Origin of the sequence: Streptococcus sp. V728 (genome assembly GCF_052077995.1) — a bacterium.
Classification (GTDB): Bacteria; Bacillota; Bacilli; order Lactobacillales; family Streptococcaceae; genus Streptococcus; species Streptococcus infantis_B.
Map to the genome: position 1 here is coordinate 181165 of NZ_JBQJJH010000001.1, position 19407 is coordinate 200571.

23 protein-coding genes, 1 tRNA gene and 1 other RNA gene are annotated in these 19407 nt (G+C 39.5%); 20 read left to right on the forward strand and 5 right to left on the reverse strand.

Translation table 11 applies throughout. The features are described from left to right. Positions 1-3 precede the first annotated feature (3 nt). The 5 genes from cmk (at position 4) to pdxT (ending at position 3372) form a co-directional block, all read left to right on the forward strand. The gene (gene cmk / locus ACTO1Y_RS00930) at positions 4-675 is read left to right on the forward strand and encodes a (d)CMP kinase (protein WP_441348018.1); all 672 of its coding nucleotides are present in this window, start codon (positions 4-6) and stop codon (positions 673-675) included. Positions 676-812: 137 nt separating this feature from the next. Then, entirely contained in the window at positions 813-1151 is a 339-nt protein-coding gene (locus tag ACTO1Y_RS00935) for a zinc ribbon domain-containing protein YjdM (RefSeq protein WP_441348019.1), read from the forward strand. Positions 1152-1153: 2 nt separating this feature from the next. Next, a complete protein-coding gene (locus tag ACTO1Y_RS00940) occupies positions 1154-1786 on the forward strand; it encodes a Pr6Pr family membrane protein (protein ID WP_441348020.1) in 633 nt (210 codons plus the stop codon). 137 nt (positions 1787-1923) lie between these two features. Next, entirely contained in the window at positions 1924-2799 is an 876-nt protein-coding gene (pdxS, locus tag ACTO1Y_RS00945; protein ID WP_441348021.1) for a pyridoxal 5'-phosphate synthase lyase subunit PdxS, read from the forward strand. Next, complete coding sequence (pdxT, locus tag ACTO1Y_RS00950; RefSeq protein ID WP_441348022.1) at positions 2800-3372, forward strand: pyridoxal 5'-phosphate synthase glutaminase subunit PdxT; 573 nt, start codon at positions 2800-2802, stop codon at positions 3370-3372. Between the two features lie 32 nt (positions 3373-3404). Here pdxT and trhA read toward each other — a convergent pair whose 3' ends face one another. Both trhA and ACTO1Y_RS00960 read right to left on the reverse strand, forming a co-directional pair. Then, positions 3405-4052, reverse strand: coding sequence for a PAQR family membrane homeostasis protein TrhA (gene trhA / locus ACTO1Y_RS00955; RefSeq protein WP_254727027.1), 648 nt, complete (start codon positions 4050-4052; stop codon positions 3405-3407). After that, complete coding sequence (locus ACTO1Y_RS00960) at positions 4042-4497, reverse strand: DUF1836 domain-containing protein (RefSeq protein WP_006149868.1); 456 nt, start codon at positions 4495-4497, stop codon at positions 4042-4044. The genes trhA and ACTO1Y_RS00960 overlap by 11 nt, the downstream gene beginning before the upstream one ends. A 134-nt stretch (positions 4498-4631) precedes the next feature. Between ACTO1Y_RS00960 and ACTO1Y_RS00965 the strand changes: the two genes are divergently transcribed. From ACTO1Y_RS00965 to trxB, 7 genes are all read left to right on the forward strand, one after another. Then, entirely contained in the window at positions 4632-5132 is a 501-nt protein-coding gene (locus ACTO1Y_RS00965) for a GNAT family N-acetyltransferase (RefSeq protein ID WP_006149788.1), read from the forward strand. Positions 5133-5145: 13 nt separating this feature from the next. Further along, on the forward strand, positions 5146-5637 hold the full coding sequence (locus tag ACTO1Y_RS00970) for a methylated-DNA--[protein]-cysteine S-methyltransferase (protein ID WP_006149794.1): 492 nt from the start codon (positions 5146-5148) through the stop codon (positions 5635-5637). A gap of 11 nt (positions 5638-5648) precedes the next feature. After that, positions 5649-6005, forward strand: coding sequence for a Spx/MgsR family RNA polymerase-binding regulatory protein (locus tag ACTO1Y_RS00975; RefSeq protein WP_036757721.1), 357 nt, complete (start codon positions 5649-5651; stop codon positions 6003-6005). A gap of 156 nt (positions 6006-6161) precedes the next feature. Beyond that, positions 6162-6962 carry an amino acid ABC transporter permease gene (locus ACTO1Y_RS00980; protein WP_006149849.1) on the forward strand — a complete coding sequence of 267 codons (801 nt, stop codon included), beginning with the start codon at positions 6162-6164 and terminating at the stop codon, positions 6960-6962. Next, on the forward strand, positions 6962-7705 hold the full coding sequence (locus tag ACTO1Y_RS00985; RefSeq protein WP_045615514.1) for an amino acid ABC transporter ATP-binding protein: 744 nt from the start codon (positions 6962-6964) through the stop codon (positions 7703-7705). Before ACTO1Y_RS00980 ends, ACTO1Y_RS00985 begins: the two co-directional genes overlap by 1 nt. A 79-nt stretch (positions 7706-7784) precedes the next feature. Further along, a complete protein-coding gene (locus tag ACTO1Y_RS00990; protein WP_006149844.1) occupies positions 7785-8009 on the forward strand; it encodes a DUF4059 family protein in 225 nt (74 codons plus the stop codon). Positions 8010-8074: 65 nt separating this feature from the next. Further along, on the forward strand, positions 8075-8986 hold the full coding sequence (gene trxB / locus ACTO1Y_RS00995) for a thioredoxin-disulfide reductase (RefSeq protein ID WP_303943868.1): 912 nt from the start codon (positions 8075-8077) through the stop codon (positions 8984-8986). A 32-nt stretch (positions 8987-9018) separates the two neighbouring features. Here the strand turns inward: trxB and rlmB are convergent, their stop codons facing one another. Next, on the reverse strand, positions 9019-9747 hold the full coding sequence (gene rlmB / locus ACTO1Y_RS01000; RefSeq protein ID WP_441348023.1) for a 23S rRNA (guanosine(2251)-2'-O)-methyltransferase RlmB: 729 nt from the start codon (positions 9745-9747) through the stop codon (positions 9019-9021). Positions 9748-9789: 42 nt separating this feature from the next. After that, positions 9790-10401, reverse strand: a complete 612-nt coding sequence (def, locus tag ACTO1Y_RS01005) for a peptide deformylase (RefSeq protein WP_414311231.1) — start codon at positions 10399-10401, stop codon at positions 9790-9792. 159 nt (positions 10402-10560) lie between these two features. On the opposite strand from def, the gene ACTO1Y_RS01010 reads away from it, so the two are divergent. The 5 genes from ACTO1Y_RS01010 (at position 10561) to ACTO1Y_RS01030 (ending at position 15417) form a co-directional block, all read left to right on the forward strand. Beyond that, on the forward strand, positions 10561-11880 hold the full coding sequence (locus ACTO1Y_RS01010) for a CapA family protein (protein WP_441348024.1): 1320 nt from the start codon (positions 10561-10563) through the stop codon (positions 11878-11880). A 24-nt stretch (positions 11881-11904) separates the two neighbouring features. After that, the gene (locus ACTO1Y_RS01015; protein WP_441348025.1) at positions 11905-12732 is read left to right on the forward strand and encodes an HAD family hydrolase; all 828 of its coding nucleotides are present in this window, start codon (positions 11905-11907) and stop codon (positions 12730-12732) included. Between the two features lies 1 nt (position 12733). After that, a complete protein-coding gene (locus ACTO1Y_RS01020; RefSeq protein WP_247922133.1) occupies positions 12734-13369 on the forward strand; it encodes an SGNH/GDSL hydrolase family protein in 636 nt (211 codons plus the stop codon). A 60-nt stretch (positions 13370-13429) separates the two neighbouring features. Next, positions 13430-13777, forward strand: a transfer-messenger RNA (tmRNA) gene (gene ssrA / locus ACTO1Y_RS01025). 305 nt (positions 13778-14082) lie between these two features. Then, the gene (locus ACTO1Y_RS01030) at positions 14083-15417 is read left to right on the forward strand and encodes an Nramp family divalent metal transporter (RefSeq protein ID WP_441348026.1); all 1335 of its coding nucleotides are present in this window, start codon (positions 14083-14085) and stop codon (positions 15415-15417) included. Positions 15418-15496: 79 nt separating this feature from the next. Here the strand turns inward: ACTO1Y_RS01030 and ACTO1Y_RS01035 are convergent. After that, positions 15497-15584 (reverse strand) — tRNA-Ser (locus ACTO1Y_RS01035). Positions 15585-15746: 162 nt separating this feature from the next. Here ACTO1Y_RS01035 and ACTO1Y_RS01040 point away from each other — a divergent pair. The 3 genes from ACTO1Y_RS01040 to ACTO1Y_RS01050 are packed head-to-tail and all read left to right on the forward strand — an operon-like array spanning position 15747 to position 19347. Beyond that, complete coding sequence (locus ACTO1Y_RS01040) at positions 15747-16487, forward strand: DeoR/GlpR family DNA-binding transcription regulator (RefSeq protein WP_441348027.1); 741 nt, start codon at positions 15747-15749, stop codon at positions 16485-16487. After that, positions 16484-17395, forward strand: coding sequence for a 1-phosphofructokinase (pfkB, locus tag ACTO1Y_RS01045; protein ID WP_441348028.1), 912 nt, complete (start codon positions 16484-16486; stop codon positions 17393-17395). The genes ACTO1Y_RS01040 and pfkB overlap by 4 nt, the downstream gene beginning before the upstream one ends. Next, positions 17392-19347 (forward strand): PTS fructose transporter subunit IIABC, encoded by a 1956-nt coding sequence (locus ACTO1Y_RS01050; protein ID WP_441348029.1) that lies wholly within the window; start codon positions 17392-17394, stop codon positions 19345-19347. The genes pfkB and ACTO1Y_RS01050 overlap by 4 nt, the downstream gene beginning before the upstream one ends. Positions 19348-19407: the final 60 nt, after the last annotated feature.

Consider the following 19407-nt stretch of genomic DNA (forward strand, 5'->3'; position numbering starts at 1 on the left):
ACGATGAAAACAATTCAGATTGCTATTGATGGACCAGCTTCTAGTGGTAAGAGTACAGTAGCTAAGATTATTGCTAAGGACTTTGGTTATACTTATCTGGATACGGGTGCTATGTATCGTGCTGCGACTTACATTGCATTGAAAAACCAAATTAGTCCAGATGAGCCATCTCAACTTCTTGAATTATTGGAACAATATCCAATTAGTTTTGGTCGCGCTGAAAATGGAGACCAGCTTGTTTTTGTTGGAGATGTTGATGTGACAAATCCGATCCGAGAAAATGAAGTAACCAACGCTGTTTCTGCTTTTGCGGCAATTCTAGCTGTTCGTGAAAAATTGGTAGCCCTTCAGCAAGAAATTGCCCAACAAGGTGGTATCGTTATGGATGGCCGCGATATTGGAACAGTAGTCTTGCCTCAAGCTGAATTGAAGATTTTTCTAGTAGCATCTGTAGATGAGCGTGCGGAACGCCGTTACAAGGAAAACCTTTCAAAGGGTATCGAAACGAATTTGGAAACTTTGAAGGAAGAGATTGCTGCGCGTGATTATAAAGATAGTCATCGTGAAACTTCACCTCTCAAGCAAGCCGAGGATGCAATCTATTTGGATACGACTGGACTCTCTATTTTAGAAGTTGTTGAAAAAATTAAATCAGAAGCACAAAAACATTTATAAGAACTATAAAAACGATGAACTGAATTTCGGTTTGTCGTTTTTTATCATGATTTGTCAAATAGTCTGTTTTAAGGTATAATAGTTGCTGTTAAAGAAAATTTGACATTCAAATAATCATAAATTTTTAAGGAGATAACATGAGTCAATTACCAAATTGCCCAAAATGTAATTCAGAATACGTATATGAAGATGGCACACTTCTCGTTTGCCCAGAATGTGCTTATGAGTGGAATCCTGCTGAGCAAGCAGAAGCTGAAGAAGGTCTTGTTGCCATCGATGCAAATGGAAATAAACTTGCTGATGGAGATACAGTCACTTTGATTAAGGACCTTAAAGTCAAAGGGGCTCCAAAAGATCTCAAACAAGGAACTCGTGTGAAAAATATCCGTATTGTTGAAGGTGACCACAACATCGACTGTAAAATTGATGGTTTTGGCGCTATGAAACTTAAATCAGAATTTGTGAAGAAGATTTAATCATGATTAAAAACGAAAAAGTAATATTTTATAGTCGTATCTTTTTATTTATAGCAGCCTTTACCGGTGTATACTTGGAGATTACTAAACGCGGTGGTCTAGGGATGTTGCTTTACTACACAGTACTTTCTAACCTTTTGGTTGTACTCTTTACAGGTTATCTTTTGTTAAAGATGCGTAGTGGTGGTGATAGTTGGCAGAGTCCTGGTATTCTACGTCTCAAAGGTGGCGTCACTATGAGTATTATGATTACTTGTGTCATCTATCATTTCATGCTAGCTCCTTTGACGACAGATTTTTACCGTTTGGAGAATTTCCTTTGCCATTATATTGTCCCTCTCTGGTTTTTAGCAGATACAATTATTTTTGACAAGAGTCGCCAATATAAGTTGGTTGATCCCATGCTTTGGACCAGTCTTCCTTTGATTTATATGATTTTTGCCCTCTTAAACGGTTTTGTTCTAAAGATGGATGTCCCTAATGCTAAGGATAGTCCCTTCCCTTATTTCTTTTTGAATGCTACCAAACATGGTTGGGGCTTTGTCTTTAAATGGGCAGCCACTATCTTTGTTGCTTATATGGTTTCAGGATATCTCTTTTATCTTGTGAAAAGTATTAAAAAATCTAAGAAATAAAAGTACCCTATGTGGGTGCTTTTTTTGTGATAGAAATAATTGTACCCGGACAAATTGATTTATTTTATCTTGTCCTCGAGTCATTTCTATCTTAAAATAAACATGTAGCTACCAATACAAGTAATGAGGAAGAAAAAATGACTGAAAATCGTTATGAATTAAATAAAAATTTGGCACAAATGCTTAAAGGTGGCGTCATCATGGACGTTCAAAACCCTGAACAAGCAAGAATTGCAGAGGCTGCAGGTGCAGCAGCGGTTATGGCTTTGGAGCGAATCCCAGCTGATATTCGTGCGGCCGGTGGTGTCTCTCGAATGAGTGATCCAAAGATGATTAAGGAAATACAAGAAGCAGTCAGCATTCCAGTTATGGCTAAGGTTCGAATTGGGCATTTTGTTGAAGCTCAGATTTTAGAAGCCATCGAGATTGACTATATCGATGAGAGTGAAGTGTTATCTCCAGCTGATGATCGTTTCCATGTAGACAAGAAAGAATTCCAAGTTCCTTTTGTTTGTGGTGCAAGAGACTTGGGTGAAGCCTTGCGTCGTATCGCTGAAGGAGCATCGATGATTCGTACAAAAGGAGAGCCAGGAACAGGAGACATCGTACAGGCTGTTCGTCATATGCGCATGATGAATCAAGAAATCCGCCGCATTCAAAACCTCCGTGAGGACGAATTATATGTGGCCGCAAAAGAACTCCAAGTACCTGTAGAATTAGTTCAATATGTCCACGAACATGGAAAATTACCAGTTGTCAACTTTGCAGCTGGAGGCGTGGCAACACCAGCAGATGCAGCTCTTATGATGCAACTCGGTGCGGAAGGCGTCTTTGTCGGATCTGGAATTTTCAAGTCAGGTGATCCTGTCAAACGTGCAGCAGCTATTGTTAAGGCTGTTACGAATTATCAAAATCCTCAAATTCTAGCTGAAATCTCTGAAGATTTAGGTGAAGCCATGGTTGGTATCAATGAAAATGAAATCCAAATTCTCATGGCTGAGCGAGGAAAATAGATGAAAATCGGAATATTAGCTTTGCAGGGAGCCTTTGTAGAACATGAAAAAGTGCTTACTGAACTAAGAGTTGAAAGTATTGAATTGCGAAACCTAGAAGATTTTCTGCAACACCAGAGTGACCTGTCGGGTTTGATCTTGCCAGGAGGTGAGTCAACGGCCATGGGTAAGCTCTTACGTGATCAACAAATGTTGATTCCTCTAAGAGAAGCTATACTCAATGGCTTACCAGTCTTTGGGACTTGTGCCGGTCTGATTTTGCTAGCGAGACAAATCGCTTCTCAAGAGGAAAGTCATCTGGCGACTATGGATATAGTAGTAGAGCGTAATGCCTATGGGCGTCAGCTAGGAAGTTTTTATACTGAGACAGACTGTAAGGGTGTTGGCAAAATTCCCATGACCTTTATCCGTGGACCTATTATTAGTGAAGTTGGTAAGGGTGTTGATGTTCTGGCAGTAGTGAATCATCAAATCGTTGCTGCTCAAGAAAAGAATATGCTAGTGACTTCATTTCATCCGGAATTGACAAATGATCTTCGCTTGCACCAGTATTTTATCAATATGTGCAAATAAAAAAGAGGTTGGGATTTTCCCAACTTCTTTTTTTACATATAATAAACAATGGCAATGTATTGCAGAGCTGAGGCTGCTAGGATGAAGAGATGCCAAATCATATGAAAGTATGGTTTCTTCTTAGCGTAGAACCCAGCACCAACTGTATAGCATAGACCTCCTGATACCATGAGACACCAGAACATTGGATTTGTTTGGCTGATAATTGCTGGTAAGATTGCTACAACTAGCCATCCCATGATGAGGTAGAGAATGAGACTAAATTTTTCATTGACTTTTTTGGCAAAGATTTTATAAAGAATACCAAAAATAGTCGTTCCCCACTGAATGGCGATAATGAGATAACCAAACCAGTTGTTCATCAAAGTTAAAACCACAGGAGTATAAGATCCAGCGATTGCCACATAAATCATGGAATGGTCAATAATCCGCAAGACATACTTATGAGTCGAACCGTAAGCCATAGAATGATAAATAGTGGATGAAAGAAACATGAGAAAAAGGCTGATGACAAAAATCGAAACACCAATGGATGATAAAAATCCATGGGCTTCATAACTATAGGTTGATGAAATTGGAAGTAAGATGAGCATGATAACTGCACCGACAGCATGGGTGACACTGTTAGCTATTTCTTCTCCAAAACTAAGTCGCTTGCTAAGTTTTAAGCTAGTATTCATTTGTTTCCTCCTCTTCAGTTTCTGTATAGACTAGTGCTAGTGTTTGATGATAGAGTTTGACAGTTTGGCAGCTTGCCTGGATAATAGGATTTGCTGGGTCAATGTCTTCATTCATATAGTCCACAAAAGCATTGTAAAGTTTTTCTGAATTAGTGTCTGTGTGTAGGGTATTAAGGGTTTGAGCAATTTCTTGGATAGAAAAAACGGACTTGAGAGTAGTAATAGCTATCAATCGTGCGATTTGTTTGCGTTGGTATTTTTTCTTATCAGGTTTTGGCAGATAGCCATGTTTTACATAGTTATTGACCATAGAAGCTGTCAAACCTTTCTCCTTATCAGGAGAAACTGGAGGACAGATTTGATTGACATAAAGTAAAACCTGGTCCAGATAGAGATTGATATTTGGAATTTCTTTCCATTTTGGGTAGGAAAAAACAGATTTCATTTCCAACTCCTTTTTATCTAGTTTTGATAACTAGATTATAAAATAATAGAAATTAAAAGTCAAGTTTTAACTGCTTGTAGAAAGCCTTAAATTATGCTATGATGAGAGAAACTAGTCAGAAAAGAGGAGATAGGATGGAAATTCGTTTAGCCTTTCCAAACGAAGTTGATGCAATTATGCAAGTGATTGAGGGAGCCAAGAAATGTTTGGCAGAAGCTGGTAGCACTCAGTGGCAAAACGGCTATCCAGATGCAGATACGATTATCGAAGATATTATATCTGGTCAAGCTTATGTAGCCTTAGAGGAAGGAGAACTCTTAGCCTATGCAGCAGTGACTAAGAGTCCAGAAATAGCTTATGAAGCCATTTATGATGGAAACTGGGAAGGAAGAGAATCAGAATACTTAGTATTTCATCGTATCGCAGTTGCCAGTGATGTGCAAGGTCAAGGTGTTGCTCAGACCTTTTTGGAAGGCTTGATTGAAGGTTTTGATTACCTAGATTTTCGTTCAGATACGCACGCTAAAAACAAAGCCATGCAGCATATTTTTGAAAAACTTGGCTTTAAACAGGTCGGTAAAGTTCCAGTAGATGGGGAACGCTTGGCCTACCAAAAAATAAAATCAAATGCCTAAGAAGTATGCAAAAATGCTGTACAAGTCTCCGGTTGGGATTTTATCTCTGGTTGCAGATGACCACTATCTGTTTGGAATATGGATTGAAGAAGAGAGTGATTTTGAGAAGGGATTATCTGAAAATGATGTAACTCTTGTTGAAAGTCATCCCATTTTAAATCAAATTATTTCCTATTTAGAGACTTATTTTAAGGGGCAAGATCAAGACTTATCTAAGATGCCTTTAGCTCCTGTCGGTAGTGACTTCGAAAAAAGAGTCTGGAACTACTTGCGTGGAATTCCTTTTGGTCAGACAGTTACTTATGGACAAATAGCTAAGGACTTGCAGGTGGCTTCTGCCCAAGCAATCGGAGGAGCAGTAGGGCGCAATCCCTGGTCTATCCTTGTCCCCTGTCACCGTGTGCTAGGGGCTGGGAGACGTCTGACAGGCTATGCTTGGGGGCTCGATAAGAAGGTTTGGCTCTTGAATCATGAAGGTGCAAGTTATCAAGAAAATAAAAAATAGAAAGAGAAAAAATGTTAGAATTTATCGAATATCCAAAATGTACAACTTGTAAGAAAGCAAAGAAAGAATTAGATCAACTCGGACTAGAATATAAAGATGTTCATATCGTAGAAGAGACTCCGAGTGAAAAGGTTATTTTAAACTGGCTCGAAACTTCTGGGTTTGAATTGAAGCAATTTTTCAATACTAGTGGTATCAAATATCGTGAGCTTGGCTTAAAAGATAAGGTTGGAACTTTATCAAACAAAGAAGCAGCCAAACTTTTAGCTAGTGATGGTATGTTGTTAAAACGTCCAATACTAGTTGAAAATGGTCTTGTAAAACAAATTGGCTATCGTAAAACATACAATAACTTGGATCTGAATTAGTTTTTGTTTATCTCCTTGATAGATAAAATATATAACCTCCCACTTTTAAAGTATGATAAACTAGAAGGTAGATGAAATCTGATATGCTCGTAGCAAATATTTTTAATTAGAGCATAAGTATGATAGAATGAATCATTATCTTGAGAGGATGTTTCTATGAATGTTACAACGATTTTAGCATCTGATTGGTATCAAAATTTGATGCAATATATCCCAGACGGCAAACTCTTTAGTTGGCGTTCAGTCTTTGATGGGATTCCAAGAATAGTACAGCAATTACCGACAACTTTGATGTTGACAGTATTTGGTGCTTTTTTTGGAATTATGCTAGCCCTGCTTTTTGCCATTGTAAAAATCAATCGCGTTAGAATTCTTTATCCATTACAAGCCTTTTTTGTTAGTTTCTTAAAAGGAACTCCTATTTTAGTACAACTCATGTTGACTTATTACGGAATTCCTTTGGCACTTAAAGCATTGAATCAACAATGGGGAACTGCATTTAATATCAATGCGATTCCAGCTGCAGCGTTTGCAATTGTAGCCTTTGCCTTTAACGAGGCAGCCTATGCTAGTGAAACCATCCGTGCAGCCATTCTTTCTGTAAATCCTGGTGAGATTGAAGCTGCTCGCAGTCTTGGAATGACACGTGCACAAGTTTACCGTCGTGTGATTATTCCAAATGCAGCAGTAGTTGCGACACCAACCTTAATTAACTCCCTCATTGGCTTGACCAAGGGAACTTCCCTAGCCTTCAGCGCGGGTGTCGTAGAAGTCTTTGCCCAAGCTCAAATCTTAGGTGGTGCAGATTATCGTTATTTCGAACGTTTTATCTCAGTAGCTCTAGTTTATTGGGTTGTAAATATTGCTATTGAAAATCTTGGTCGTTTCATTGAAAGAAAAATGGCGATTTCAGCACCAGATAATGTTGAGACAGATGTGAAAGGAGAGCTTCGCTAATGATTAAAATTTCAAATTTAAGCAAATCCTTTTCAGGTCAGACTGTTTTGGACCATCTGAACTTAGATATTCAAAAAGGAGAGGTCGTTGCTCTTATTGGTTCATCAGGAGCAGGAAAATCAACCTTTCTTCGTAGCCTAAATTACCTGGAAACTCCTGATAGTGGAAGTATTCAGATTGATGATTTCAAAGTGGATTTTTCTCAAATTACGCAAGAAGAAATTCTGACTCTTCGTCGCAAACTATCTATGGTGTTCCAACAGTTCAATCTGTTTGAGCGTAGAACAGCCTTAGACAATGTCAAGGAAGGTTTGGTAGTAGTTAAAAAACTATCCGATGAAGAGGCGACTAAGATAGCTAAAGAAGAGTTGGCTAAGGTTGGTTTATCTGATCGTCAACAACACTATCCTCGCCACTTGTCAGGTGGACAAAAACAACGAGTAGCCTTGGCGCGTGCTTTGGCTATGAAACCGGACGTCTTACTCTTGGATGAGCCAACTTCAGCACTGGATCCAGAATTGGTTGGTGAGGTAGAAAGATCTATCGCCAATGCCGCTAAATCAGGCCAAACCATGATTTTGGTGAGTCATGATATGTCCTTTGTCTCTCAAGTGGCTGATAAGGTTTTGTTCTTGGACAAAGGAAAGATTATCGAATCTGGAACACCAGATGAAATCATCAATCATCCAAAAGAAGAACGAACAAAAGAGTTCTTTGCTAGTTACAAACGGACCTATATTTGATATAATAGAAGATAAGAAAAACTCAGTTGGCTAAGCTAACTGGGTTTACTCTTTAAAAATAATAGAAATGAGAGAAAGCATGTTAGTTCAGCTATTTGCTTTGTATTTAGAGAGTTTGGTTTTGACGATTTTACTAGTCTTGGTTATTTTAGGACTTTGGATTGGTTTTAGAGCTCTATCAGGTGCGGATAAAACTGCTAAGGAGCGTCAAGCTCACCTCTATGATATGATTATGATTGGAGTTCTAACAATTCCAGTATTGTCTTTTGCAACCATGAGCATCTTGTTGGTTCTCAAGGCATAATAGTTGTTAAATAGGATATAATCCGTTAGAATAAAAATAGTTACAACAAGAAAGAAGGAAAGAGAATGTACGATACGATTATTATCGGTGCAGGTCCTGCTGGGATGACTGCAGCCTTGTATGCAGCACGCAGTAATCTGAAAGTTGCTTTGATTGAAGGTGGCCTTCCTGGTGGTCAGATGAATAATACTTCGGATATTGAAAACTATCCAGGATATGCCAATATCAGCGGTCCAGAATTAGCTGAAAAGATGTTTGAACCACTTGAAAATCTTGGTGTTGAGCATCTTTATGGCTTTGTTGAAAATGTTGAGGACCATGGCGAATTTAAAAAAGTCGTAACAGACGACCAAGTTTATGAAACTCGCACAGTTATCGTAGCGACAGGTTCTAAGCACCGTCTATTGGAAGTTCCAGGCGAAGAAGAACTCAATAGCCGTGGTGTTTCTTATTGTGCCGTTTGTGATGGAGCCTTTTTCCGTGACCAAGATTTATTGGTCGTAGGTGGAGGTGACTCAGCAGTTGAAGAAGCAATCTTCTTAACACGATTTGCTAAGTCTGTAACCATCATTCACCGTCGAGATGAACTTCGTGCTCAAAAAGTCTTGCAAGATCGCGCCTTTGCCAATGAAAAAATCAAGTTCATTTGGGATTCTGTTGTCAAAGAAATCAAGGGTGAAAACCGTGTGGAGTTAGTTGTCATTGAAAATGTTAAAACAGGACAAGTGACAGAACAAGCCTTTGGTGGTGTTTTCATCTATGTTGGATTAGATCCTGTTAGTGATTTCGTTCAAGAATTACAGATTCGAGATCAGGCAGGTTGGATTGTGACTGATGACCACATGAAGACAAGTGTTGCTGGTGTCTTTGCAGTTGGGGATGTTCGTCAGAAAGACCTTCGTCAAGTTACAACAGCAGTTGGGGATGGTGCTATTGCAGGTCAAGAAGCCTATAAATATATCATTGAACATAATTAAAAAAGTTTCCAATCAAACGATTGGAAACTTTTTTATAATCGATTTCGGAAGACTTCGTACATGAGAATAGCAGCAGCAACACTGGCATTGAGGCTTTGTACATGTCCATTCATTGGAATAGTTATCATCTCGTCCACTTGCTTCTTGATGTTACTTGAAATACCTTTTCCTTCATTTCCGATAATGAGAGCAACTTTGCCACTTGTATTCCATTTATGGCAAGGTGTTCCGTTCATATCAGTTCCAAAAGTCCAGAATCCCTCGTCTTTGAGTTTGTCCAAGGTTTGACTAAGATTAGTGACTCGGGCAATAGGAACATGTTCAATCGCACCTGTTGCTGTTTTTGCTACGACAGGAGTGACGCCGACAGCTCGATGTTTAGGAATAATGACACCTGAAACATTGGTTGCATCGGCTGTTCTTAGGATAGAACCTAGGTTGTGAGGGTCAGTTAGTCCATCGAGAATCAATAGTAGTGGGTTTTCTTCTTGACGGGTCTTTGCAAGAATCTGCTCAAGTTCTGTATAGGCAAATTCAGAAACACGCAAAACAAAACCTTGGTGGACAGCACCTTCAGTCATTTCGGAAAGAGATTTTTTTGAAGTCCAAGAAATGGATACTTTCTTTTCGGTAGCTAGTTCCTTAACTTTTTCTACGTTTTTTCCTCGTAAATCATCCTGGAGATAGAGTTTATTTCCAGTATTTGCTAAAAGTGCTTCAGTGACGGCGTGAACGCCATAGACGATATCATTTGTTTTCATGGCTCTATTATAACATAAAACCCCGTTTTTCAACGGGATTTTTTATTCAAGAATGAGTAGACCTTCTTTGACTGCAAAGGGATCTTTTTCATTGATTCGGTCGTAAAACATAACACCATTTAAGTGATCAATTTCATGTTGTACAACGATTGAGTTGTAGCCTTTTAGCTTGATGCGATGTTTTTCACCATCCTTATCAAAGTAGTCGACTGTTACTCGAGCATGGCGGATAACATAACCTGGGACCGCTCGATCAACTGATAGACAACCTTCTCCCTCACCTAGAGCAGCATCTTGGACTGAGTGTGAGACGATTTTAGGATTGTACATTACAGCTTGTAAGTCATAGGCTTCCTGAGGTGTTTCACCATCTTCAGTGATATTTGGAACCAAAACAGCGATGATGCGTTTTGAAATGTCCAATTGGGGTGCTGCAAGTCCAACTCCTCCACGTAGACCTAACTTTTCAGCCATAACTGGATCTTGTGAATGTTTTAAAAATTGCATCATTTTCTCACCGAGAATGATATCTTGATCGCTCAATGGGAAAGTGACCTCCTCGGCAACAGCACGTAGGGTTGGATTGCCCTCTCGAATAATATCTTTCATATCAATCAAATGTGAAGCTTTTGTAATACGTTCTATAGCAGACATGTTCTCTCCTTCCTTCCATTACAATTACATGATAACACAAAACAGATGAGAAAGAAAGTGACAGAAGCCGTTAAAAAATAATAGAATAAAAGGAAATACCTATTTGTCTGTGGTATAATAAGATAAGGAAACTTGCATCAAAAAGCAAGGAGAAAAAAGATGGAAAAACGCAGTAGTAGAAATCAAAATGGTCCTATCTTACGGCTTGTCGAGAAATTGATTCGATTTTTTAGAAACTATCGCCAATGGAGTAATAAAACCTTTATTACTGTTTTGTTGATTGCCGTTGCAATCTCAATGGCTTTGACTTTATTAGTCGAGGGGCTAAAGGGATTTCCATTGACCAGTAGTAGTACAACTGTCGTAAGTCAGACAGCTGACTCTAAGGAGAAAACTACGGCAACAGAGCAAGAAACAAGTGCTCGGATCATGGCCAATGGTGATTTGCTCTATCATGACATTATCTATATTTCAGCCAAAAAATCAGATGGTACCTATGATTTCCATGAAAATTTTGAATACGTAAAGCCTTGGCTTAAGCAAGCTGACTTGGTCATTGGTGATTTTGAAGGAACTGTAAATAAAGATCACTATCTTGCAGGTTACCCCTTGTTTAATGCACCTGGTGAAGTCATGGACGCTATAAAAGATGCAGGCTATCAAGTGCTAGACTTGGCTCATAATCATATCTTGGATTCTCAAATTGAGGGAGTAGTTTCAACCGCAGATGCGATTGAAAAAGCTGGAATGACACCAATCGGAGTCTACACTCATGAACCACGAGATAAAGCACCTATTGTCATCAAGGAAGTCAATGGGATTAAAGTTGCCCTTTTAGCTTATTCCTATGGTTTTAACGGAATTGAACAAAGCATTTCTCAAGAGGATTATAATCGTTATCTTTCAGACTTAGATGAAGATAAAATGAAGGCTGAAATTGAACGAGCAGAGAAGGAGGCGGATATTACAATTATCATGCCTCAGATGGGAGTTGAGTATCAAATTGAGCCGACTGAGGAGCAAAAGAAACTTTACCATAAAATGATTGATTGGGGAGCAGATATTATCTTTGGTGGTCATCCTCACGTTGTTGAACCAGCTGAAACGGTTGAAAAAGAAGGTGATAAAAAGCTTATCATTTACTCTATGGGGAATTTCATCTCAAATCAACGGATTGAAACCATGCAGGATGTTGAAAATGCCAAGTGGACGGAACGTGGAGTTCTCATGGATGTGACCATTAAGAAGAAATCCGGTAAAACGACTATCGAAACTGCCCAAGCCCATCCAAGTTGGGTGAGTAGGACTCCAAAGGGAGGCTATTCTCCAGAAGGATACCCACTCTATCTTTACCAAACTTATATCCTGGAAGACTTTATTGAGGGTGGGAAATACCGTAGTCAGTTAGACGAGGCTACCAAGGAACGGATTGATACAGCCTATAAAGAAATGAATGAACATGTAGGTTTGAAGTGGTAGTGATTCGAATCTCAAGGAGACAAAATGGAAATTAAGATAGTAGCAACGGATATGGATGGTACTTTGTTAGATCCAAGAGGTCAACTAGACCTTCCTCGCTTAGAGAAAATTTTGGATCAGCTGGACCAACGTGGCGTTCGTTTTGTAATCGCGACTGGAAATGAAGTTCATCGTATGAGACAATTACTGAAGTATCTTGTAGAAAGAGTCGTTCTGGTAGTTGCTAATGGTGCTCGGATATTCGAAAATAATGAATTGCTTCAAGCACAAACTTGGGATGATGCCATGGTTGATAGGGCTTTAGCTCACTTTAAAGGTAGAGAATGTCAGGATCAGTTTGTCGTAACTGCGATGAATGGTGGTTTTGTAAAGAAAGGTACTGTTTTTACAGAACTTGATAAATTTATGACTCCAGAGATGATTGAGAAGCTCTATCAACGAATGAACTTTGTCGATGAATTTGACTCTAATCTCTTCGGTGGTGTTCTCAAGATGAGCATGGTAGTTGGTGAAGAGCGATCCGAATCGGTTTTACAGGAAATTAATGACCTATTTGATGGGCATGTGCGAGCTGTTTCCAGCGGTTATGGCTGTATTGATATCTTACAAGATGGGATTCATAAAGCGTGGGGGCTAGTAGAATTGCTCAAACGTTGGAACTTAAAACCTGAACAAATTATGGCCTTTGGTGATAGTGAAAATGACATTGAAATGTTAGAGTTGGCAGGAATTTCATACGCTATGGAAAATGCAGAAGAGGCTGTTAAAGAAATTGCGACAAAAGTAGCTCCAGCCAACAGTCAGGCGGGTGTTTACCAAGTTTTAGAGAACTGGCTAGAAAGAGGAGAATAACTTGGCAGTACAGCTATTAGAAAACTGGCTCTTAAAAGAGCAAGAGAAAATCCAAACCAAGTATCGTGAACTCAATCAGATTTCGGTAATTGAACCAGATATCATCTTTATTGGAGATTCTATTGTTGAGTATTATCCCTTGCAAGAATTGCTAGGGACAACAAAGACCATTGTAAATAGAGGTATTCGGGGTTATCAGACCGGACTTTTACTAGATAACCTTGATGCCCACCTCTATGGTGATGCGGTGGATCAAATTGTGCTTTTGATTGGGACCAATGACATTGGGAAAGATGTTCCGATGAGTCAAGCATTAACAAATCTTGAAAGTGTGATTCAAAGTATTTCTCGTGACTATCCGCTGTCACAGATTAAGCTAGTTTCTATTCTGCCAGTTCATCAAGGGGAAGAATACAAACAGACAGTTTATATTCGCACAAATGAGAAAATCAAGGCCTGGAACCAAGCCTATCAAGAGCTAGCTTCTGCATACATGCAGGTAGAATATGTGTCTGCTTTTGAAGAGCTACTCGATCAGGAAGGGCAACTCAAATCTGACTATACAACAGATGGGCTTCACCTTAGCGTTTCTGGCTATCAGGCTCTATCAGAAACCTTGAAAACTAGACTTTTCTAGACATCTACTTGCATTTTTGCTTTTTTAACCTAGATAAGGTATAATATCTTTATAGTCTTTGGGGTCGTTACGGATTCGACAGGCATTATGAGGCATATTTTGCAACTCGTGTGGCGACGTAAACGCTCAGTTAAATATAACTGCAAAAAATAACACTTCTTACGCTCTAGCTGCCTAAAAACCAGCAGGCGTGACCCAATTCGGATTGCTCGTGTCTGATGATGGGTCTTATTATTAGCGAGATACGATCAAGCTTTGTCTAGCAGTTTGGTAAGAGATTTATAGACTCGCAGTTCCTAGGCTTGAGTTATGTGTCGAGGGATTGTTAAAACAATACATAACCTATGGTTGTAGACAAATATGTTAGCAGGTGTTTGGACGTGGGTTCGACTCCCACCGGCTCCATTGATAATTTACATTGTTTTGTAAATCTTTCTAAAACGTTGTTTTTACAACGTTTTTTATTTTATTCTTTGGTATTCTTTTGCAAAAAAAGAATACAACATTTTGTTGTATCCTAAATATTAAATCAAGTCCTGAATTTTCTTAAGTTTTTATCATATTTTCTGTTATAATTAAGGTGCCTTAAGAAAAATAATGAAAAAACTAAATGTTTTTCATATAGTTTTCATTGTTTTAATAGTTTAAAGTCAATCTTATTTTTCTCTAATAGAAAATAATGAAAAAGTAGGTTTAGAAAGAGGTAAGTATCTATGTCTTCTCATAAAAAAGTGTCACTCTCTGAGATTAATCAATCTATCGATACTCCAAATAATAATCATTTCTGGCAAAATTTAAAGGCCTTTTTAGGTCCGGGTGCTCTTGTCGCAGTTGGTTATATGGATCCAGGAAACTGGATTACCAGTGTAGTCGGTGGTGCTTCCTATAAGTATAGTCTCTTGTTTGTTATCTTGATTTCATCTCTCATTGCCATGCAACTTCAGCAGATGGCAGGAAAGCTTGGGATTGTAACCCAGATGGACCTGGCTCAAGCAACGGCTCATCATTCACCTAAATGGCTTCGTTATAGTCTATGGGTGATTTTAGAATTAGCCTTGATGGCGACAGATCTGGCAGAAGTTCTAGGTTCAGCGATTGCTCTCAATCTTCTCTTTAAGATTCCGATTATGATAGCAATTCTCTTGACCGTGTTGGATGTTTTTCTCTTATTGCTTCTGATGAAATTTGGCTTTAAGAAGATTGAAGCTATTGTGACAACACTGATTTTAACCATTCTAGCAATTTTTACCTATCTGGTAGCTTTGTCACATCCAAGCTTCCAAGGAATCGTTGAGGGTTATCTACCGAATGCAACCTTATTTGAAAGTCCTTTGCCAGGACATGAAAGTCAATTAACCTTGGCACTAGGGATCGTGGGAGCAACGGTTATGCCCCATAACCTCTATTTGCATTCTTCCTTGTCTCAAACTCGGAAAATCAATCACAAGGACAAGAATGATGTTCGAAAAGCCGTGCGCTTTATGACCTGGGATTCAAATCTCCAATTATCCTTGGCCTTTGTGGTTAACTCCCTTCTATTAATTCTCGGGGCGGCTCTCTTTTTCGGCCATGCATCTGAGATTTCTGCCTTCTCTCAAATGTATATTGCCTTGCAGGATTCTACTATTGCAGGAGCTATAGCTAGCTCGACCTTATCAACCTTGTTTGCCTTGGCTTTATTAGCCAGTGGTCAAAATTCGACAATTACGGGTACCTTGACTGGACAAATCGTTATGGAAGGTTTCTTACATATGAGATTGCCACAATGGTTTATTCGTTTGGCGACACGCCTCTTTGCCTTGCTACCTGTTATGATAGTAGCGGTTTTGTTTGGTCATCAGGAAAAAACCTTGGATCAGTTGTTGGTCTATTCACAGGTCTTTCTTTCAATCGCTCTTCCATTCTCAATCTTTCCTCTGATTTATCTAACTTCTAAGAAATCACTGATGGGAGAATTTACCAATGCCAAGTGGAATACCATTCTTGGTTATATTGTTTCCGTCATTTTGACTATCCTCAATGTGAAATTGCTGTTTGATATTTTTTAAGAAATTCACCCGAGCTTTAAAATAAACATATAAGAAAAAAGATACCCAAGATTTCCTGGGTATCTTTTTTGAATGTATACGGAAGACATGGGATTCGAACCCACGCACGCTGTTACACGCCTACCGCGTTTCCAACACGGCCTCTTAAGCCTCTTGAGTAATCTTCCAATAGTTACTAACCTAGTCTACCACAAAGCCTACTTTCTTGCAAATTTATTTAAAAACTGAAGAAGTTTTGACAGAAAATGAAAGAAAATGATAAAAAATGCTTGACTTTGATTTTTTTTGTGATAGAATGATTAATGTAATCGTTAACAGGAGGTGAGTCGATGCTAAAAACCGAGAGAAAAAAGTTGATTTTAGAAGAATTGAGTAAGCATAAAATCGTCTCTCTAGAGAAATTGGTAGGCTTGCTAGATACTTCAGAATCCACAGTTAGACGTGATCTAGATGAGTTAGAGTCTGAAAATAAACTTCGTCGAGTGCACGGGGGAGCAGAGTTGCCTCACTCCTTGCAAGAAGAAGAAACTATTCAAGAGAAATCTGTCAAAAACCTTCAAGAGAAAAAGTTGATTGCGCAAAAAGCAGCTTCCCTCATCAAAGAAAAAGATGTTATCTTTGTGGATGCAGGAAGTACGACAGCCTTTCTCATTTTGGAATTGGAGCGAAAAGACATTACTGTTGTAACTAACTCCATTCACCATGCGGTACAATTAGTGGATAAGCAAATCCCGACAGTCATTATTGGTGGTGGCGTAAAGATGACAACGGATGCCAGTATCGGAGGGGTGGCTCTTAACCAGATTAACCAATTACACTTTGATCGTGCCTTTATCGGAATGAACGGGGTAGACGAGGGTTATTATACAACTCCAGACATGGAGGAAGGAGCGGTTAAGCGAGCTATCTTAGAAAATGCCAAACAAACCTATGTCTTAGCGGATTCATCTAAGATTGGCCAGTCTAGTTTTGCTAAGGTTGCCCCTCTAAAACGAGCTATAGTCATTACTAGCAAGGGTCATGAGCTCTTGCCAGCTATCAAAGAAAAAACGGAGGTAATAGAAGTATGATTTATACAGTCACGCTCAATCCATCTATTGACTACATTGTCCGTTTGGATAAAGTAGAAGTTGGTAGTGTTAATCGTATGGATAGTGATGATAAGTTTGCTGGTGGTAAGGGAATTAATGTCAGTCGCGTCTTGAAACGTCTAGACATTCCAAATACAGCGACTGGATTTATCGGAGGCTTTACAGGTAAATTTATCACAGATACTTTAGCTGAGGAACAAATTGAAACGCAATTTGTGCAAGTTGCAGAAGATACGCGTATCAACGTTAAAATCAAAGCAGACCAAGAAACCGAAATCAATGGGACTGGTCCTACTGTTGAAGCAGAGCAACTGGAGGAGTTGAAAGCTATCCTTTCAAGTCTAACAGCAGATGATACAGTTGTATTTGCGGGATCGAGTGCTAAAAACTTAGGCAATGTTATCTATAAGGATTTGATTGCCTTGACCCGTCAGACGGGTGCTCAAGTAGTCTGTGATTTTGAAGGTCAGACCTTGATTGATAGTTTGGATTATCAACCACTTTTGGTCAAACCAAATAATCATGAACTTGGAGCTATCTTTGGAGTGAAGCTCGAAAGCTTAGATGAGATTGAAAAATACGCTCGAGAGTTGCTGGCTAAAGGTGCACAAAATGTTATCATCTCTATGGCTGGTGATGGTGCCCTTCTGGTAACATCCGAGGGAGCCTACTTTGCTAAGCCAATCAAGGGAACAGTGAAAAACTCAGTGGGAGCTGGTGACTCAATGGTTGCTGGATTTACTGGTGAGTTTGTAAAATCAAAAGACGCAGTAGAAGCCTTCAAATGGGGTGTGGCTTGTGGAACAGCAACTACCTTCTCTGATGACTTGGCTACTGCAGCATTTATTAAAGAAACTTATGAAAAAGTTGAGGTAGAAAAAAGATGAAAATTCAGGATTTACTGAGAAAAGATGTGATGTTGCTTGATTTGCAAGCAACTGAAAAAGTAGCAGCTATCGAAGAAATGATTCATAGCTTGGTAGAGCACGGATATGTGACAGATTTCGAAACCTTCAAAGAAGGAATCTTGGCGCGTGAAGCTTTGACTTCTACAGGTTTGGGTGACGGTATCGCAATGCCTCACAGCAAAAATGCTGCAGTTAAAGAAGCGACTGTTCTCTTTGCTAAGTCAAATAAGGGTGTTGACTACGAAAGTCTAGATGGACAACCAACTGACCTCTTCTTTATGATTGCTGCTCCAGAAGGTGCCAATGATACTCACTTGGCGGCCTTGGCAGAATTATCTCAATACTTAATGAAAGACGGTTTTGCTGACAAACTTCGTCAAGTAACATCAGCTGACCAAGTTATTGAACTCTTTGATCAAGCGTCAGAAAAAACTGAGGAACCAGCTCAGCCTTCTGCTAATGAATCTGGGGACTTTATCGTAGCAGTTACAGCTTGTACAACAGGTATCGCCCACACTTACATGGCTCAAGAAGCTCTTCAAAAAGTGGCTGCTGAAATGGGTGTTGGTATCAAGGTTGAAACTAATGGTGCCAGCGGTGTAGGTAACCAATTGACAGCAGAAGATATCCGTAAGGCTAAAGCTGTAATTATCGCTGCAGATAAAGCAGTTGAAATGGATCGTTTCGATGGCAAACCATTGGTAAATCGTCCAGTAGCAGACGGTATCCGTAAAACTGAAGAATTGATTAACCTTGCTCTTTCTGGAAATGCTGAAGTTTACCATGCTGCTAATGGAGCAAAAGCAACAACAGCATCTAATGAAAAACAAAGTATCGGTGGTGCCTTTTACAAACACTTAATGAGTGGTGTATCTCAAATGTTGCCATTCGTTATCGGTGGTGGTATCATGATTGCCCTTGCCTTCTTGATTGATGGTGCTTTGGGTGTGCCTAATGAGAGCCTTGGAAATCTTGGTTCTTACCATGAACTCGCTTCGATGTTCATGAAAATTGGTGGCGCAGCCTTTGGTTTGATGCTTCCAGTATTTGCAGGATATGTTGCTTACTCAATCGCAGAAAAACCAGGTTTGGTAGCAGGTTTCGTAGCTGGTGCTATCGCCAAAGAAGGTTTTGCCTTTGGTAAAATCCCTTATGCTCAAGGTGGTGAAGCAACTTCAGCCCTTGCAGGTGTATCATCAGGTTTCCTAGGAGCTCTTGTTGGTGGATTTATCGCAGGTGCCTTGGTACTCTTAGTTAAGAAATATGTGAAGGTTCCTCGTTCACTTGAAGGTGCAAAATCAATCCTTCTCTTACCACTTCTTGGAACAGTCTTGACAGGATTTGTCATGCTTGCTGTTAACATCCCAATGGCAGCTATTAACACTGGTATGAACGACTTCCTTGGCGGTCTTGGAGGCGGATCAGCTGTCCTTCTTGGTATCGTTCTTGGAGGAATGATAGCTGTTGATATGGGTGGACCAGTCAATAAAGCAGCTTATGTCTTTGGTACCGGTACTCTTGCAGCAACAGTGTCAACAGGTGGTTCAGTAGCCATGGCTGCAGTAATGGCTGGCGGAATGGTTCCTCCACTTGCAATCTTTGTCGCAACTCTTCTCTTTAAAAATAAATTCACAAAAGAAGAACGTAACTCAGGTTTGACGAACATCGTCATGGGATTGTCATTCATCACTGAAGGTGCGATTCCATTTGGTGCAGCTGACCCAGCTCGTGCTATTCCAAGCTTTATCCTTGGTTCAGCAGTAGCAGGTGGACTTGTTGGTCTTGCAAATATCAAACTCATGGCTCCTCATGGAGGAATCTTCGTTATCGCCCTTACAACAAATGCTCTTCTTTACCTTGTCTTTGTCTTGATTGGAGCACTGGTAAGTGGTGTGGTTTATGGTTACCTTCGTAAACCATTAGAAAAATAATTGTAATATATTCAAATGACTGAACACGAAAGTGTCAGTCATTTTTTTAACCCCTCGAAA